The 17,273-nt window shown below is 38.9% G+C and carries 16 protein-coding genes; 7 read left to right on the top strand and 9 right to left on the bottom strand.

Annotated elements, in window-relative coordinates; all coding sequences use genetic code 11:
• Positions 1-62: 62 nt before the first annotated feature.
• Complete coding sequence (locus UFO1_RS25425; protein WP_173406214.1) at positions 63-239, bottom strand: hypothetical protein; 177 nt, start codon at positions 237-239, stop codon at positions 63-65.
• Positions 240-524: 285 nt separating this feature from the next.
• On the opposite strand from UFO1_RS25425, the gene UFO1_RS08905 reads away from it, so the two are divergent.
• Entirely contained in the window at positions 525-1,421 is an 897-nt protein-coding gene (locus UFO1_RS08905; RefSeq protein ID WP_236639364.1) for an MYG1 family protein, read from the top strand.
• Positions 1,422-1,547: 126 nt separating this feature from the next.
• Here the strand turns inward: UFO1_RS08905 and UFO1_RS08900 are convergent, their stop codons facing one another.
• The gene (locus UFO1_RS08900; protein WP_038670090.1) at positions 1,548-2,648 is read right to left on the bottom strand and encodes an NADH:flavin oxidoreductase; all 1,101 of its coding nucleotides are present in this window, start codon (positions 2,646-2,648) and stop codon (positions 1,548-1,550) included.
• 51 nt (positions 2,649-2,699) lie between these two features.
• A complete protein-coding gene (locus UFO1_RS08895; protein WP_236639363.1) occupies positions 2,700-3,458 on the bottom strand; it encodes a type 1 glutamine amidotransferase domain-containing protein in 759 nt (252 codons plus the stop codon).
• A 392-nt stretch (positions 3,459-3,850) separates the two neighbouring features.
• On the opposite strand from UFO1_RS08895, the gene UFO1_RS08890 reads away from it, so the two are divergent.
• On the top strand, positions 3,851-4,201 hold the full coding sequence (locus tag UFO1_RS08890; protein ID WP_038670089.1) for a helix-turn-helix domain-containing protein: 351 nt from the start codon (positions 3,851-3,853) through the stop codon (positions 4,199-4,201).
• Positions 4,202-4,608: 407 nt separating this feature from the next.
• On the opposite strand, the gene UFO1_RS08885 is transcribed toward UFO1_RS08890, so the two are convergent.
• A complete protein-coding gene (locus UFO1_RS08885) occupies positions 4,609-4,845 on the bottom strand; it encodes a hypothetical protein (protein WP_038670088.1) in 237 nt (78 codons plus the stop codon).
• A 365-nt stretch (positions 4,846-5,210) separates the two neighbouring features.
• Here UFO1_RS08885 and UFO1_RS08880 point away from each other — a divergent pair, with 365 nt between their 5' ends.
• Both UFO1_RS08880 and UFO1_RS08875 read left to right on the top strand, forming a co-directional pair.
• Complete coding sequence (locus UFO1_RS08880; protein ID WP_051788876.1) at positions 5,211-6,683, top strand: cysteine desulfurase; 1,473 nt, start codon at positions 5,211-5,213, stop codon at positions 6,681-6,683.
• Between the two features lie 19 nt (positions 6,684-6,702).
• Entirely contained in the window at positions 6,703-8,133 is a 1,431-nt protein-coding gene (locus UFO1_RS08875) for a family 2B encapsulin nanocompartment shell protein (protein ID WP_038670087.1), read from the top strand.
• 495 nt (positions 8,134-8,628) lie between these two features.
• Here the strand turns inward: UFO1_RS08875 and dcuC are convergent, their stop codons facing one another.
• On the bottom strand, positions 8,629-9,900 hold the full coding sequence (dcuC, locus tag UFO1_RS08870) for a C4-dicarboxylate transporter DcuC (protein WP_038670086.1): 1,272 nt from the start codon (positions 9,898-9,900) through the stop codon (positions 8,629-8,631).
• A 193-nt stretch (positions 9,901-10,093) separates the two neighbouring features.
• Positions 10,094-12,433 (bottom strand): hydratase, encoded by a 2,340-nt coding sequence (locus UFO1_RS08865; protein WP_038670085.1) that lies wholly within the window; start codon positions 12,431-12,433, stop codon positions 10,094-10,096.
• Positions 12,434-12,845: 412 nt separating this feature from the next.
• Between UFO1_RS08865 and UFO1_RS08860 the strand changes: the two genes are divergently transcribed.
• Positions 12,846-13,796, top strand: coding sequence for a LysR family transcriptional regulator (locus UFO1_RS08860; protein WP_038670084.1), 951 nt, complete (start codon positions 12,846-12,848; stop codon positions 13,794-13,796).
• Between the two features lie 62 nt (positions 13,797-13,858).
• Here the strand turns inward: UFO1_RS08860 and UFO1_RS08855 are convergent, their stop codons facing one another.
• Complete coding sequence (locus UFO1_RS08855) at positions 13,859-14,131, bottom strand: hypothetical protein (protein ID WP_038670083.1); 273 nt, start codon at positions 14,129-14,131, stop codon at positions 13,859-13,861.
• Positions 14,132-14,853: 722 nt separating this feature from the next.
• Entirely contained in the window at positions 14,854-14,928 is a 75-nt protein-coding gene (locus UFO1_RS25955) for a putative holin-like toxin (protein ID WP_256380546.1), read from the bottom strand.
• A gap of 300 nt (positions 14,929-15,228) precedes the next feature.
• On the opposite strand from UFO1_RS25955, the gene UFO1_RS08850 reads away from it, so the two are divergent.
• Positions 15,229-15,882, top strand: a complete 654-nt coding sequence (locus tag UFO1_RS08850) for a cysteine hydrolase (RefSeq protein WP_038670082.1) — start codon at positions 15,229-15,231, stop codon at positions 15,880-15,882.
• Between the two features lie 237 nt (positions 15,883-16,119).
• Positions 16,120-16,575, top strand: a complete 456-nt coding sequence (locus UFO1_RS08845; protein ID WP_038670081.1) for a hypothetical protein — start codon at positions 16,120-16,122, stop codon at positions 16,573-16,575.
• Between the two features lie 110 nt (positions 16,576-16,685).
• On the opposite strand, the gene UFO1_RS08840 is transcribed toward UFO1_RS08845, so the two are convergent.
• Positions 16,686-17,240, bottom strand: coding sequence for a CBO0543 family protein (locus UFO1_RS08840; RefSeq protein WP_038670080.1), 555 nt, complete (start codon positions 17,238-17,240; stop codon positions 16,686-16,688).
• Positions 17,241-17,273 lie beyond the last annotated feature (33 nt).

Genomic DNA, 17,273 nt, shown 5'->3' with positions numbered 1-17,273 from the left:
TATTTTCTTTAACCTTATCATAATTATTGCTCCTAAAGTTAGTTCTTTCAAACCCTCAATTACTAGGAAATAGATGTAGGATCTACATAAATTCCTATAGAAGCTCCATACCATATTATAGCTGTGAAAGCTATCATGGATAAAACATAACCACCAATTATAACTATATCACTAACCACCGTATTACTTTCTTTATCTGTTGGTTCACAATATCCGTTATGATAATATGTATTTGCCATTATAATCATTCCCTTCCATTAACTTACTAATCTATGATTAATATACACCGTTTTACAATAACTGTAAATTTAAAAGTTTATTTCGTCAAAAAACACTATTATGGGAATTATAAATATTCAAAATAAAAACACTACAGGGCTCACAACGTCTAAAAACTACGTTAAATCACTGTTAGAAAACTTACTTAAATTCATGTTATTGCATAAGATTTTCCTAAACAATGCTATACTATATTTATAATATAAATATAAATGATAATAAATAGTTCGAATAGGAAAGGGTAAATGATGATTAATGAAAAGAATATTAAAACTTTAGGAACACACAGCGGAAAATTTCATGCAGACGATGTTATGGCTACCGCTATACTTCGGTTACTACTAGGGGATATAAAGGTAACAAGAACAAGAGATGAAAATATACTAAAAGAAATAGATCTGGTTTATGATATATCCTTGGGAGAATTCGACCATCACCAAATAAATAAAGAAATAAGAGAAAATAATATTCCGTATGCCTCTTGTGGTCTAATCTGGAGAGAGTTTGGTTCAAGAGTAATACAAAAGTTTAATTCTCAATTAGAAGAAAATGATATAAGTTCAATTTTTGATTATGTTGATAAAACTTTAGTCCAGGGGATTGACGCTACAGATAATGGCATAGATGTAAAATCAGAAATTAAAGTAACTTCAATAAGTGATATTATCCAAAGTTTTAATCCTACGTGGGATTCAACTGATTCCAAAGATGAGGCATTTGAAGAAGCCGTTCACTATGCTACTGAGGTTTTAAGAAGAATAATAAGTAAACAAGTTTCTGTTATAAAAGCAAGGACCATAGTAAATGAAGCCTTTCAAAACAGAACTATTAATGAAATAATGGTTTTAGAAAACGGATGCCCTTGGCTCCAACAATTACTTAAAATAGATATAAATAATGAGGTATTGTTCGTTATTTCTCCAGATGATAATAATGCCGATTATAAGATTCAGACTGTAAAGAAAACCGTTGATACTTTCGAAGCAAGAAAAGATCTATTAGAATCCATTAGAGGCAAATCAAGTGAAGAAATAAATTCTATAATTAAAATAGATGATGCTATATTTTGTCACAAGGCAGGTTTTATCGCATCGACTAAAAGCATGGAGAGCGCTTTAAAAATAGCAAAGCTATCAATCTGAACAAGCAGTCATAAAATAAGGCCAAAGACAAATAAATGTCTCTGGCCTATTTTATATTTGGTGATAGCTCAGTTGATTAAAGCGCTTCAACTAGCTTTTTTCTGCTTTTAAGGACCTTTATATTAACTAAATATTAAATATACATCTATGACCTGTCGTATTATAGCACTTATTGCAGGAAACACATTTAGGTTTTTTAGTATCCCCAATAACCCACTTACTGATTAAATCTGGTTCTGCAGTCAACGGTCTTGCTAATGAAAAATACTCTATTTTAGTATTGTTTAATATGTCTTCCATCACATTAAAATGTCTGTTTCCTCCTATTAATATTACTGGTATCTCTACTTCATGTGCTAACCTTGTTGCATATTCTTTAAAGTACGATTCTCTTTCTTTATTAACAACTACCTTAGTTCTTGCAGGACCTAAGTTCCCTTCTAGTACATTTACAGATGATTCGTTACCACCGCTAACTTCTATTGCCGTAATACCTAACTCTGCTAGCCTCTTAGATACATATAAACTTTCTTCTGCCGTTAATCCATTATCCATAAAATCTTCTGCATTTATTTTTATAAGTACAGGAAAATCATCCCCTACTCTATTTCTTATTTCTTTATATACTTCAAATATTATTCTAGCTCTATTTTCTATCGGGCCACCGTATTCATCGGTTCTTCTGTTATAATACGGACATAAAAACTGACTTAATAAATACCCATGTGCACCATGCATTTCTACGCCATCAAACCCTGCCTTTTTTACTCTCAAGGCAGCATCGCCATATGCGCTTACTAAAGATCCTATATCTTCCTTATTCATTTCCGTTGGAATCACTTTCGTTACTTCATTTTCACCCCTCGAAGGTCCCCATATAATTCTTCCCTCTGTGTTAAACTTCGATTGAGATCCTCCATAAACTATTTGCATAATTACATTTGTTCCATATCCATGAATCATATCTGTCAGCTTTTTATATTCTTCTATGAACGAATCATTATATATTCCCATCATTCTTGGGTTAGGTTGCTCATTTTCTGTAATAAAGGCATATCCCGTTATGATTGTTCCAACTCCACCCCTTGCTAACTCTTCATATATGTTAAATAACTCTTGTGTCATATGTCCTTTGGCATCAGCTAATCCTTCCCAAAGCCCACCTCTAAAAAACCTATTTTTAAGATCCGTATTTAATAGTTTCGTTTTATCAAAAAGTTTTTTCATCTTTCCTATCGCCCTTCATATTCTGAAGACTGTACACCAGCCCAAATCTGTCTATTTATTCACCAGTGATTCCAAAATTGCTTTGGAAAAAGTAACGCTGGATTGAGGATTCTGTCCGGTAATCAGGTTGCCATCAACGACAACATAATCGCTCCAAGGATCTCCTGAAACATAATTAGCTCCTAATTCTCTAAGTTTGCTCTCCAGTGGGAATGGAACTAATTTGTCCAATTGGGCAATTTTCTCTTCAGCGTTAGTAAAACCCGTCATTTTTCTACCTGCGACCAAAGGCTTTCCTTCTGGTGTCGTTGCACCCATCAATCCAGCAGTCCCATGACATACGGCAGCAATGATGCGATTTTCCGCGTTAAAATAGCTTAAGATACGGGCAAGGGTAGGATCGCTTGGTAGATCAAATAAAGGTCCATGACCGCCCGGTAATACGATAGCATCGTATTGTGTATAATCAACTTGATCAAGTTTTACAGTCGATTCTAGGACTTGTATTGCAGAACTCCATTCGGCAGGAACTTTTTCGGGAATGCTCTGGGGATCGACCGGAGAGGCTCCTCCCAACGGACTTGCCACCACAATCTCATAACCAGCTGCTCGAAATTCTAGATAGGGGACTACAAATTCTTCCAACCATAGACCAGTTTTATGGAAATTATTGAAGTGATCTCGGTTAGTAACAACCATTAATATTTTATTTGAAGATTTCATACTGCTTTCCTCCTTTGGATTATTGGCAAACCCTACACTGCTGGATAATAGTGTAATTAACACTAAAAATAAGGCAAATTTTTTCATATTTATTTTCAATTCTCCTCTTAATATAAAATATTATAGTTTGAACGATGTGCTTATCAGTTGATTTTTTCATCAAATAGTTAAGCTTCGATAGAATTACGTCAGTTTTGTTATCACAACTTAGGATCGGTTTTTTCTTTCTACTTGATTAATCATTTTACCCCTCCAGATACTCATTATTTTTTTGTCAATCTCAGTTTACTTTATACGTTTATGCCGGGCAAGTACGCACTTTTAAGTATGTTAACTTACCTAAATGTATGAAATGTATTTTATCAAGGCTTTCCAACAGTTAATCTCAAAAAAAATCTCCCCATTAATTAAATTTGCACTCAACTCCAAATCTGATATACTTTTACTATATCGGTCCACAATTTTGAGAAGGAGAAATCATGCTACATTATAGAGATAAAAAATTTGTATGTCATTTAGATTTAGCTTTTGAATTAATAAGAGGAAAATGGAAAGCTGTTATTCTATGTCATTTACATGAAGGTCCGAAAAGATTTCTAGAACTTCAAAGAATTACTGGCAACATCAGCCAGAAGGTGCTTACTGAGAAACTTAACGAACTAGAAATCGACGGTCTTATTCAAAAAAAAGTTTTTCCTGAAGTTCCTCCTCGTGTGGAGTATTTCTTAACTGAAATGGGCAAAAATCTTTTTCCTGCTCTAAGTATGATTGAGCAATGGTCAATCATAAACTTCCCAAACTGTGGTATCCCTCATTGTAAAGACACATAAAACTATGGCTATTGAATCCACGAAGAACTCCTAAGTTGGAAAAATAAAAAAGCCACCTTCTGGGTTTCTCTGGTGGCTGCTTAAGTAATTAAATTAATTTGATTATAATCGCTATATAGTACTCACCTCCTGCATTTTACTAACATACAATGTGTTATAAATAAAAAGGAGGAATACATATGGGCTTCGGTGGTTTCGGAGGCGGCCGCAATGGCTTCGGCGGTTCCAGTTGTATAATTATTATAATTATCCTCTTGTTATTATTCTGTGGCTGTGATGACTCTTCCTCTAGTTGTTAATTTTTATAAACTAATCCACTAAATCCCCAACCTCTTGCCAACCACGCTTCACCAAAGCGTGGTTTATCTCTTTTTCATAAGAAAAGCACCCCCGAAGGATGCTTAGCCTTATATATTTGGGAAATCGTCAATTTTACCCATATTGCGTAATTGTTCTAGTGCTTCCTTTCTTGTTGTACCAATCGTTTTACCTTGTTTTGTTTTTAGATTTAAGAAAAGAAATCTATCATCAGATATAACAATTGCTGCAGTTCCATCCTTACTAAATATTCTAGTGGTAGTTTCTATTACAATCACCCCCTTATTGTTTTCCGAAAATTCCAAATATACTTTCATCTTATTCAATAAAAGACAATATTATCCTTTAATTTTAAAAATATATGCAATTCACAGGTGATTTTTCGGACTTTTATCAGCTACTACCCCAGATACTTCTTTTTTGCTTTCTCTACTTTTTTTTTTGTATTAAATTATTACATTCTCCACCCCTTATTGATAAACAATTTCCTGATCATCACATCATTCCCTAATCACCAATAAAACCAGATAGAAGATGCGACAATTTGTACAAAATTGCCGCATCTTTTCATTCGTTTGTATAATTTGGTTCTATACCACAATCATCCGAATATTATTTATGCAGATACTTATTTGCTTTGTTCGCAGCGCACTGCAAATGCCAGTATTCAGTCAACAGAGGGGGGGTATTTATGACGAAAGAGGATGGCCTAGTATCAGCGAAAAATCACTGGAACTGGAGCCCGATTGACCAACTAGCCAAGCAAAGCTGTATGCAAACTGCTTTTCCCGCGCAGTGCATCAATTCCCATCAATTAACACAGCCGAACTTTCTAACAGAAATCCGCAATTCATTGGCATCATCCTCCTTACCCGATTCACCGGCAAGTTTCGATGAAACTGGGAGTTACTATTTTTTGACCCCAAGTTCGGCTCCATTGACACTTACTAGTCAGGAGTTAGACGTTGAGGCTATCCGCAGAGATTTTCCGGCACTTCACCAACAAGTAAACGGTCGACCGCTCATCTGGTTAGACAATGCCGCCACAACCCAAAAACCGCAAAGCGTTATAACCGCTGTTGCTCAGTTTTACTCCCAAGATAACTCAAATGTACACCGCGGCGCCCATACATTAGCCAAACGAGCTACTGACGCTTATGAAGGGGCTCGAAAAAAAGTTATGAATCTGATCGGCGCGAGTTCCCCAGATGAAATTGTGTTCGTGCGAGGTGCTACGGAAGCCATCAATCTCGTTGCCCAAAGTTACGGACGGAGGATCGTTGGGCCGGGTGATGAAATTATCGTCAGTATATTGGACCATCATGCCAACATTGTGCCTTGGCAATTATTGTGCGAGGAGAAAGACGCCATATTACGGGTGATTCCCGTAAATGAACACGCCGAACTTATTATAGAGGAATATGAAAAACTGCTCAGTCCTAAAACTCGTTTGATTGCCATCCCCCACGTTTCCAACTCCCTAGGAACAGTCATACCCATCAAAACCATCATTGATATGGCCCATAGCCGCAACATCCCGGTACTGGTCGATGGAGCGCAAGGTCTGCCCCATTTCCAAACTAACGTTCAGGATTTGGGGGTTGATTTCTATGCCTTTTCCGGACATAAACTGTTCGGTCCGACAGGAATTGGTGTGTTGTATGGAAAGAAAGATCTACTTGAAGCAATGCCACCTTGGCAAGGCGGTGGTAATATGATTAAAGACGTCACCTTTGAGAATACCACGTTCAACTCCCTCCCTAACAAATTCGAAGCGGGAACCGGTCATATCTCAGGAGCAGTCGGTTTAGGGGCTGCTATCGACTACCTCACCAATCTGGGATTTAGTAAAATCGAAAGGTATGAAAAAAATCTATTGTCCTATGCCACAGAAGCCTTAGGCAACATCCCTAAACTACACCTCGTAGGCACATCAACCCATAAAGCCGGTATCTTGTCCTTTGTCGTGCCAGGTGTTCCCTCCGAAAGAATCGCTGAATTTCTAGACAAACAAGGTATCGCGTTACGTGTTGGACACCACTGTGCCCAGCCCTCACTGCGTAGTTTTGGTTTAGAGAGCACAATAAGGCCATCAATCGCCTTTTATAATACCTTTTCGGAAATCGAAAAATTGGTTTGGGCCATCCGAAAATCCATTCAATAGAATCAAGGAGGCTAAATAAATGAGTAGCGATTTAATTAATGACCAGGAAAGCCTAAGTACCCAAGTGGCCAGAAATTTGGCTACCACTACTAAGTCACTTCCTATGATGGAGGAAATTACCCCACGATGGATTCTTCAATTCCTGCCTTGGGTTCAAGTTAATTCCGGAACCTACCGAGCCAATCGAATAAAAGTTTTGTTTAAAGAAGAAGGCAAAGTTCATGTTACGAAAAATACTGGTGAATTCAGCGTGGCAGCTGATCAGCTGCGAAAAATACCCTTATTTTCTAACACCACAGATGAGGAAATGGACCAACTGGCGAATAAATTTATTCTAGAACAATATGAGCGGCATCAAGAAATCATCCATGAAGGGGCAACAGGTACTAAACTCTTTATTATCGCCAATGGAGCTGTCGAAGCAACTACAGTAGGAGACCGTGGACAAAAGTTGCAGCTAGCCATCTTATCTACTGGCGATTTCTTTGGCGAATTTGCTTTGTTGGACACCAAGCCCTGTACCGCAACCATCACGGCTTTATCCAACTGTTCTGTTCTGGCACTGGATCAAGCCGAATTTGAAGCCCTTGTTCGCCAAAAACCAGAGCTTGGCAAACGACTGGAAGATACCGCGCAAGTTAAGGCTGAATGGAGCTCCAAAGTCAACGAACATGGCGAACACAAGATTAGTATCCAGGCCGGACACAAAGGTGAATGTATACTACCAGAAACCTTCGTCGATTATATCGAAGAACCGAGGGAATATCCTCTGAGTATCATACAAACAGTTTTAAAAATACATACCCGTGTTACCGATCTTTACAACGACCCGATTGATCAACTAAAAGAGCAAGTACGGCTGACCGTAGAAGCCATGAAAGAACAACAAGAATGGGAACTTATCAATAATAAAGACTTCGGTCTGCTTCATTCGGTAGCACCATCTATGCGCTTACAACCTCGCTATGGCCCTCCTACTCCTGATGATATGGATGAATTGCTCTCAAGAGTTTGGAAAAAGCCCGCCCTGTTTCTAGCTCATCCAAAAGCCATTGCCGCCTTCGGGCGTGAATGTACTAAACGTGGCGTCCCGCCTGCTACCGTAACGCTCCATGGTTCTCCTTTCATGACTTGGCGTGGTGTACCTATCGTGCCCTGTAATAAGCTGATGGTAAATGGCAAGGCAAAAAGCGGGTGCTATGTGGGAACAACCAGCATACTTTTAATGCGCCTGGGAGAGGAAGAACAAGGGGTCGTCGGACTGCACCAATTAGGCATCCCTGATGAAATTCTGCCGAGTCTGTCGCTGCGTACGATGGGCATTGACAACAAGGCCCTTACCTCCTATCTGCTTACCCTATATTTCTCAACTGCTGTCCTGACCGATGAAGCCCTCGCCAGCCTAGACAATGTAGAAGTCGGTTTTTACCATAACTACGCCACTTACTAATAATATTATCCACTGGTTAATAAAAAATCGTTTTTTAGGTATCCGCTAGGTTATTGAAATTGATGTGATGGGCTATTGGCTATATGTCAGTAGCTCTTTATTGTAGAATTCGTCTCTCTTCTATTTGAATAGCAATAGCCACCGGTCTATGTTTGAACCGGTGGCTACTTTCAGTAACTGTATTAATTAATTGATTATCATCGACTACATTACTCGCCTCCTGCATTTAACTATCATACATTGTATTAGTAACTACAAAGGAGGCATACATATGGGCTTTGGTTGTTTTCCCCGCAATAGATTCTTCGGTAGTTTCGGCTGGGTTATTATCCTCTTATTATTATTCTATTTTGATGAAGACTCATCCTCTAGTTGTTAATGTAACATCCGCTAAACTCTGAGCTCTTGCCAGCCACGCTTCACCAAAGCGTGGTTTATTTTTTTGCATAAGAAAAGCACCCCCGAAGGATCTCATATTGTATGTCTTGCCTATCTCTACCGGTATAACAACAAGATTAGGGTAGCGATACAAGCTAGGATCATACCAGGAGCATTGCGTTTAGCAACTTCCATAGGTGAAACACCAGCCAAGGTTGAACAAATAATCAATCCACCAGCAACTGGTGACATGGAACGTCCAAGGGCACCACCAATAGCAGCCATACTTCCCATATCCATAGACGTTAAACCAAACTTAGCAGCCTCAGGAGTGACCGCCTTATTAAATGCAACTGCCGCTGCATCACCAGAACCACTCATGACTCCTAATAGAAATGGACCGACTGCTGAGCTTATTTTAGCAATGGAAGGATTAGAAATCATAAGGCTAATCAACGCCTGAATCAGACCAACTGAGCTCAGACCGCCCACGAAAACCAAGGCACAAATAATAATCCCAAATACATGACCAAAAGAATCTCCTACACCTTTCCAAAATTCTTTGGAAATTTTCTGTGGGCTGACCCTTGTCACGATGAAGGCGCAAAATACACCAATAATCATAGCGTGAGAAATTTGCAATTGCTTAAAAGCTGGAATTACATTCATGCTTCCCAACACTAGCAGAAGGATAGGAAGAAGCGGAATAAAAGCACGTATCACATTCACTTTAAAGGTACCTGTAGTATCTTCTACCATTTTTTCTGCGGGCAGCTCATAGCCGTTGTTTTCTTTACGCACGTAGGCGACTGCAAGCAAACTAAAAGCACCAATAACTCCAGCAGTGAGCAGTGCTGTAAAATGGTTGGCTACAACAGCTACTGGCGTAGATTTTGCTACATCGACAATAATCGCTACTTGTGCATAACCTGGGTTAAATATGGCTCCATATGTTCCCGCATATATAGACGCAGCAGCAATTGCTGGATGAACACCTGCCGCCATAAGGAGGGGGATCAATATTGCGCCCACAGCTGCTGAGCAACCTGCAGAACTCGTAATTGACGTATTAATAAATAGAGTAACTAGCGTCGTTGCTGGAATCAATAGTGGTCCAGCCTTTTTCAAAGGCTTAATTAGTAAATTAATAAGATGTTTATCACACTCGGTTAGTTTCATAACAAAGGCAAAACCCATCACGGATATAATAGCTTCAAATAGTTTGCTTTCTAGCATGGCATGGGAAAAAGCTTTAAATGGACCCATAACGTCACCACCCATAAGGGCGAGTATAACACCTGAACAGAATAGAACCAGACGTGTCTCATACTGCTTAACTAAGCAATAAACTGTAATAAAAACAACAATAATACTCAGTACAATTAACATATTCAACCTCCAATATTTTATGTTTCATTACAAGCACCCTAATATGTAGTTTATTCTCCAGCTTCCCTCCTCAATGAGTCGCAACTCGCTTGTTCTAAATATTCCAAACAATAAATCTAAAAAAAAATTAACAATCTTACCGTTAAAGAACATGGCTGAGGATGGCTAGCCATCCTCTACCACTAATCATCTTTTATTTGGCATAATAATTAATTAAGCATCCAGCCAAAATAATATCTCTATCATCTTTCGAAAGATTTTCAAGTTTCAACTCAACGGCAACTTTGCCACTCGCATTAACAATGTAAGCCTTCACTCTTTCGTCACCATTCTTTATTGCCTGACGAATCTTGGGAATGTATAGCAAATCCTCCACTGTGAATTTAAATTTATCAGCTTCATCTATTGTGAAGGGCACCACTCCCCAATTAATCAGATTACTACGATATCGTTTTGTAGCATACTCAATGGCAACATTAGCATCTCCTCCCAGAACCTTTTGGCAGGAAGCAGCCTGTTCGCGGGCCGAACCATCACCAGGCTTGATTGCAAAGACAAGACTTCCTAGCCCAGTTTTGCTGATTAACTCTTGTACCTCTTCTGGGTTCATATGACCATTTTCTAAAATAGGTAAGAATAGTTCATCCATGCCCTCTGGAACTTTACCCGCAGCTAGCAATTCTTGGCGTTGTAACTCAATTGCCTGAATTGCCTTAGCTCTCCCCACATAAGCTGGATCTTTACGAGACAAGGTAAACTCAGCAAGTCTCAGAGGATTCGATCGGTAGGATGAAGTTTCACCAGAAGGTATTAATTCATCAGTCGTAGTAACTGGATCATAAATGACTGTTGCTACTTTAAGTAACAAGTTTTCTGTCAGTGGACGCATTTTAGACCATGGAATAATACCAGGTCCAAACACTAACTCTTCTTCAGAACGTGGAGTACCAAATCCTTGATACACTCGGTTTTTGTATATTTCTTGGTTGAATTTATATGCTGGTGTCGGTGACAGCAACGTTGCAACATCAGTGGCTGCAGTTAATATGCCATCATTCAAGGCAGTAGCCGCAATGGAACGAGCATCCATCAATGCTACAGAAGACAACTGACCATTATCTGGTTTAGAGCCCTCACGATTTATGAAATTACGCGTGGTGTGACGAATGCTAAGGGCATTATTGGACGGAACGTCACCAGCACCAAAACAAGGTCCACAGAAAGCGGATCGGATGCTAGCACCTGCGATTGTTAATTTTTCAATAGAACGATTATTCATCAGTCCCAAAAATACTGGTTGGCTAGATGGATAAACGCTTAAAGGGAAATCGCCAAGGGATTTTTCTCCAAGGATTTGGGCTACAGCCACAATATTTTCATAAGTTCCACCAGCACAACCAGCAACTACAGCTTGATCTACTTTCAATCGACCGTTTACTAACTTATCTGTTAATTGGAATTTAATGTTCGGATTATTAATTAGCTTGCGACCTTCTTCTTCAACTTGCTTTAAAATAGCAAGTGAATTTTGATTGAATTCAGCAATAGTCCATGCATTGCTAGGATGGAAAGGCAGCGCAATCATCGGTTGAATGCGGCCTAGATCTACTTTTATCAAACCATCATAGTAAGCCACTGATTTAGGGTCTAATTTGCTATACGCTTCAGGACGAGCATGAATTTCAAAATATTCTTTTACCTTTTCATCTGTGCGCCAGATTGAAGTTAAGCAAGTAGTTTCAGTAGTCATAACATCAATTCCATTACGGTAATCTACCGTAAGATTGCTAATGCCAGGCCCTACAAACTCCATGACCTTATTTTTAACAAAGCCATTTTTAAAGACGGCCTTAATGATAGCAAGGGCAATATCCTGAGGTCCGACACCTGGCACTGGAGAACCTTCAAGATATACCGCAACCACATCAGGATAAGCGATATCATAAGTACGTTTTACCAGTTGCTTGGCAAGTTCTCCACCGCCTTCACCAATTGCCATCGTTCCCAGTGCACCATAGCGAGTGTGACTGTCAGAACCGAGGATCATTTTACCGCAACCGGCCATCATTTCTCTCATGTATTGATGAATAACCGCTTGATGTGCGGGAACAAAAATTCCCCCATACTTCCGAGCCGCAGATAAACCAAAAACATGGTCATCTTCATTGATTGTTCCACCAACAGCACATAGACTGTTATGACAATTTGTCAAAACGTATGGCACAGGGAATTCCTTCATACCACTGGCAGAAGCTGTCTGGATAATACCAACATAGGTAATATCATGGGAGGTCAAGGCATCAAATTTTATTCTCAAATTCTGTTTGTCAGCGATCGTATTATGAGCGCTAAGGATTTGATGGGCAATTGTGCCAGCACGAGCTTGTTCATGATTAATACCGGACTCTGCTAGCAGCTCAAGTCCCTCATAAGCCAAACGATTATTAACTTCTTGTAGTCCTAACTTATCGGCATCTTCTAAAATTACCTGTCCCTGCAAAAGATAAACACCTTTATCTAATAGTTCAACCATACAAATCACGCTTCTTTCTACTAATGTTTTTGTATTACTTTGACATTTACTATTCACGGTATACCTAGTTGTAATAAAAAAAATCCAAAAATTTCATCCTTACAATTCTTCACTTGCAAGCTTGTAATATTGTCTTGTGTTCGTCCAATGGAATTCTTACATCTAAGAACATGGACATGAAAAATTCTTCAATAATATATGTATTGTGAAAATTCTTGTTTTTTTATATTTCAAATTATATAATGAGGGCTGGGTATACTCAAATACTTATTGTTTTATATCTCCTATAGTTTTTTTCTATATCGCTAACAAACTCGCTCCCCAATAGCGGTAAATAGAAAGCTGCCTTCCTGGAAATTGCAAAAATATAAAGTATTTCTTTAAATAAAATAGAAGAGGTAGATGAACTACTATGACAGAACGTGAATTACTATATGTAAAAACAATCGCAGAAGAGCAAAGTATTTCCAAAGCTGCAAAAAAGCTATTTTTGAGCCAGCCTTCTCTCAGCCATTGTATCCAAAAGATTGAAACTAACCTCGGCACCAAGTTGTTTAAACGTACAAATACCGGTCTACTTCTGACCTTTGCGGGAGAAAGATATTATCAAATTGCTACTGATATCATGAAGATCTATAGCGATTTTGAAATCGAGGTCAGTGATATAAATAATTTGAAAAAGGGCAGAATTACAGTCGGTATTACCGTTTATCTTGCTACATATATATTGCCGGTTATTTTGCCTGCTTTTAAGCAACAATGTTCCAATATAGAAATATTTCTTGTTGAAAGAAATTCGACTGAACTAGACAAGGCCTTGTCCTCGGGAGAAATTGACTTTGCTATTATGCATACCTTACCGTTTAGCGATCACTCCAACAGTCAAAATATAAATATTTATCCTTTATTTAAAGACCCAATTATTCTGGCAACCAAAAAAGATCACCCTTTGCGTCAATACGCTGTAAGTGTTAAAGGATTAGAGTATCCGAAAATAGACCTTCCTCTGTTTGCCAGCGAACCCTTTGTCATGTTACACAAAGAACAAAAAATCAGGCAGATTTCTGACCTGATCTTACAAAAAGCCAATATCAATCCAACCATTTCATTAACCACTAAAAGCTTTGAAACCGCAAGACGACTAGCCTCTGAGGGCATTGGTGTAACCTTTGTCCCTCATCAATATTTAAAGCTATTTCCAGGTGACTATCATCCTGACTACTACTACATCGATGAAAGTTATTCACCTTACTGGACAATGTGCGTGGCGGTTCAAAAAAATGCCTACGTTTCTAAAGCCGCGCAACTGTTTATCAAAATGGTGAGTGAAAAGTTTGGTTCAATTATTTATGATTTTATGTAAGGTTAAGGCCGAACTAGCATAAGCTAGTTCGGCCTTTTTTTGTGAAAGACTTCCGATAGAAATTATAGCCTTTTCTTGGGTTTGATTCCTTGCTCTAATAATTCCTTATCTAGTCTTGCATAGGTAATGTCTCTATACTCTTTGAATGAAACGCCGTGAACTATTTCAGTGACGTTGCCAACCAGCAAAAGACTATATATAGCAACTTCCTTTTGCCTCTTGACCATCACATATTCTTTCTCATCTAAATCTGTAATCAACTTAAGTGAAATATCAGTGCTCTCTGTTTCCGCCCCCATAATTGTGTCTTTCGTTGTTCTGTAGGTTTTATACATCTACAGTATCCTCATTTTTCCAGAAACCGAATTTTGTCCCTCGTAAATGGAGATGCCTCCCATCCATGGTGGCGAGGAGGAGTCCCCGCCACACACCGGTGCGGTACTTTTACCTTTTCTCTTACCTTGTACTGAACCCAATTTATATCCCCCCATCTTCATCCTGTAGAAGGTTTCTTCTATCCGAAGCTCAGGATAGAAGAAACCAACATACAGTTTGTTTCAGGGGAAATTAAAAGAGCGCATGCGAGGTTATTCAACCTACACATGCGCTTTGCTTCGTCTTGATTGCATGCAGACGCTAAGCCTCTGCTAAGACCCACAATTTTACTACTCCGAACGTACCTTCCCTTGTTTTCAAGGAAAGATCACGGTATAATAAATTGTCGTCGTAGACAGCTAGCTGTTACGTGTAGGTGCCGAGTACACCTGCTCGTGCCTGGGAGTGTTCCACCACTCTCAGGACACGGCGACTTTTTTAATTTCCACCTATTACTAATTATAGTACTTCTGGGTATAATTGCAAGTACATGGACCATGAAAAATGACTTTCTCTACTCATTATTTTTGCCTATTGGTTGCATATTTTTTTCCAAATGAGTATACTATAATAAAAGGACTGACGTGCTCGATACACGCCAGCCCCTACAAGTTGCCTAACCGGAAACGGTTAGCCCAGTCCTTGGGTATGTGAAATAACCGCGAACTTTAGAGAGGGGCGGTTATTTCTTTTTTATGATTAAAACAATAAGTGTTGCAAATGCTATCATAAGATACATCGCCTCAAATATTGTCATCATACCACCCCCTTTCAAAAGGGTGTGGCTAACCGTCCCCCAACAACCTGTATAGTTATTATACCATATTATTACATTTACTAAGAAGTAAATTCTGTCGGCAGTAACGTTTTATTTAACACATTGAACATGCAATGAGACAGCTGCTAATTTCTTTTACATAAATAATGATCTGTTATTTTTTCATTACCATTAAATTACCTAATAGCAATTTGGAAGCAGCATCATGACTGGTGCTGTCTTTTTCAGTTCTGATGCATAATATATAGTAAAGTATCGGAGTGTCTTAGGAGGATTAATATGAGATATTATTGTCCTAAATGTGATGAATGGTGTGAATACGATAGTCATAATTATAGTGACTACTGGTTTCAATCGGACAACCAGGCGGGAGTAGAGGACCAAACAATCATTGATGAATGGGAAACCATTCCTACTCCCCTCCCACCTGAGCTGAAACCAGTTGTGATTACTCCGGAAACTAGTGCCCTACTAATTTTGGATATGGAGACCTCTATATGCAATAATCCCCGTTGTCTAGCCTCCATCTCTAAGATTAATGATCTATTGACAATAGTCCGCAGGGAAGGCATGCTAGTTGTCTATAGCCTAACACATACAGGATACCCCGCGGATATTATAAGGCAAATAGCCCCTACACCAGATGATCCTATTGTGAGGTCAAACGTTGATAAGTTTTACAAGACCAACTTAAATAAAATATTACAAGAGAATGGTGTTAAAACTGTTATTATTACTGGCTATGCTGCTAACGGCGCAGTTCTTCATACAGCCACTAGTGCTAGTTTCCGGGGCTACGATGTTATTATTCCAGTTGACTGCATGTCCGCTCGCAATCCGTTTGCCGAACAGTATACTGCATGGCATATGCTTAACAGTCCGGGAACACGAAATCGAGCGACACTAACCAAAGTAAGTCTAATAAGCTTTTAACACGATTAAAAAATCCCTAATCACCAAATTCATTTATCGGGTAGCACTACGAGTCAACGAACCGCCCCCTGACTCAATTTCATTAATATAGGGACATAAAGAAATCCGCAGGTGTACAGTTAATTCTGTATGTTTGCGGATTTCTCTCTATACTTTTCCTAATTCTTCCCTTTGTCATATTTTTGTCAAAGTTTTGTAATATAGTAATATCAGATCAAGATTGAGGAGATGGTACATATGAAAAAATTATCTTGCTTAGCACTGCTCACCTGCTTCCTTGTTACCTTATCAGGAACCGCTTTTGCCTGGAGTGACCGTTCCGAGGGCCGTCCACAACAAAATCCCCCTGGCCTCTCCGTATGGCATAATCGCAATGACGAGTTTCATTTAAAAACAACTAACTTTCGTAACCAACATGTATTTTCTGGCGTAATTCGAACCGATGGACGCTTTTACGACATTGACGACAGGGATCTGGAAAATGGTGATTTCGTGAAAGTAGATCGTGACCGTAACACAATTCGCTTCCATTTCACAGGTCGTGGGATTGATGAATTAGATTTCAAAGTAAGAGGAGGAGATACCTTAACTTTTGATGTCAATAAAGACGGCCATGACATGGCGAGCAATGAAATATACATTGGTAAACATGGCTGGCATCCTAGAGATAACAGGTTTACCTTAAAAGAATAACGGATCAATCCAAAGCGGGCGTATAAAACGCCCGCTTTCTGCTGTGCTTTTATGGCATCTTCTTTTTTTCAAGTAAATCCTCGATTTAAAAGTTAACGTTTTTTTACTGTTTATGACGGTTCTTTTGCAGAGGCAAATATCTTTTCCACAGCCAGCCTCATCAAAACTGGCATAAGGATATAAAAAGGTAAACTAAAATGATGCTCCCATCGTACAGGGACATATAATCCTACAGCTATTAGAAAAGGTTCAAAACAGAAAGAAAATACGAAACCAGTCACAATAGACACCTTAACAAAATCCTTCCATCTTGGAAAATACTGATATTCCAGCATATAGATAATAGGCAGCGGACTAACATCAATATAGGCAGTCAGTGGACCAACTGGCAGTAATCTAAACGGATAGTACCAAAGTCCAATCTCAAAGCCAAAGCGGTCGAGGGAAATTATTAATAACATAAGGAGAGTACCGTACAATAACAGTTTGGGTAACTGTTTTCTATCTCCTATATAGTAAAAGATGATCCAGGGAATTACGAATGTAGCTAGGATAAACCACCACTGCCAGGTGAATAAGTCTGTTGCCAGCCAGTTTTCAATACGCGCCTGTGTCAATTCTTTTGTCATCTGTGCGAGTTGTTCATCCGTTGGAAAGCCGCTCATACTTACCTTACCTCTCTAAACAAGGTTTACTTT

It is taken from the genome of Pelosinus sp. UFO1 (genome assembly GCF_000725345.1).
Lineage (GTDB): Bacteria > Bacillota > Negativicutes > DSM-13327 > DSM-13327 > Pelosinus.
Note: the sequence above shows the minus strand (reverse complement) of the source record. Positions and strands in the feature narration are given on the sequence as shown.

Coding starts and splice junctions, on each gene's coding strand:
- UFO1_RS08895 (WP_236639363.1), bottom strand. CDS start 3,458: ATGAAAAAATTTGCCTTATTTTTAGTGTTAATTACACTATTATCCAGC.
- UFO1_RS08900 (WP_038670090.1), bottom strand. CDS start 2,648: ATGAAAAAACTTTTTGATAAAACGAAACTATTAAATACGGATCTTAAA.
- UFO1_RS08880 (WP_051788876.1), top strand. CDS start 5,211: ATGACGAAAGAGGATGGCCTAGTATCAGCGAAAAATCACTGGAACTGG.
- UFO1_RS08840 (WP_038670080.1), bottom strand. CDS start 17,240: ATGAGCGGCTTTCCAACGGATGAACAACTCGCACAGATGACAAAAGAA.
- UFO1_RS25425 (WP_173406214.1), bottom strand. CDS start 239: ATGGCAAATACATATTATCATAACGGATATTGTGAACCAACAGATAAA.
- UFO1_RS08890 (WP_038670089.1), top strand. CDS start 3,851: ATGCTACATTATAGAGATAAAAAATTTGTATGTCATTTAGATTTAGCT.
- UFO1_RS08860 (WP_038670084.1), top strand. CDS start 12,846: ATGACAGAACGTGAATTACTATATGTAAAAACAATCGCAGAAGAGCAA.
- UFO1_RS08855 (WP_038670083.1), bottom strand. CDS start 14,131: ATGTATAAAACCTACAGAACAACGAAAGACACAATTATGGGGGCGGAA.
- UFO1_RS08845 (WP_038670081.1), top strand. CDS start 16,120: ATGAAAAAATTATCTTGCTTAGCACTGCTCACCTGCTTCCTTGTTACC.
- UFO1_RS08850 (WP_038670082.1), top strand. CDS start 15,229: ATGAGATATTATTGTCCTAAATGTGATGAATGGTGTGAATACGATAGT.
- dcuC (WP_038670086.1), bottom strand. CDS start 9,900: ATGTTAATTGTACTGAGTATTATTGTTGTTTTTATTACAGTTTATTGC.
- UFO1_RS08865 (WP_038670085.1), bottom strand. CDS start 12,433: ATGGTTGAACTATTAGATAAAGGTGTTTATCTTTTGCAGGGACAGGTA.
- UFO1_RS08905 (WP_236639364.1), top strand. CDS start 525: ATGATGATTAATGAAAAGAATATTAAAACTTTAGGAACACACAGCGGA.
- UFO1_RS08875 (WP_038670087.1), top strand. CDS start 6,703: ATGAGTAGCGATTTAATTAATGACCAGGAAAGCCTAAGTACCCAAGTG.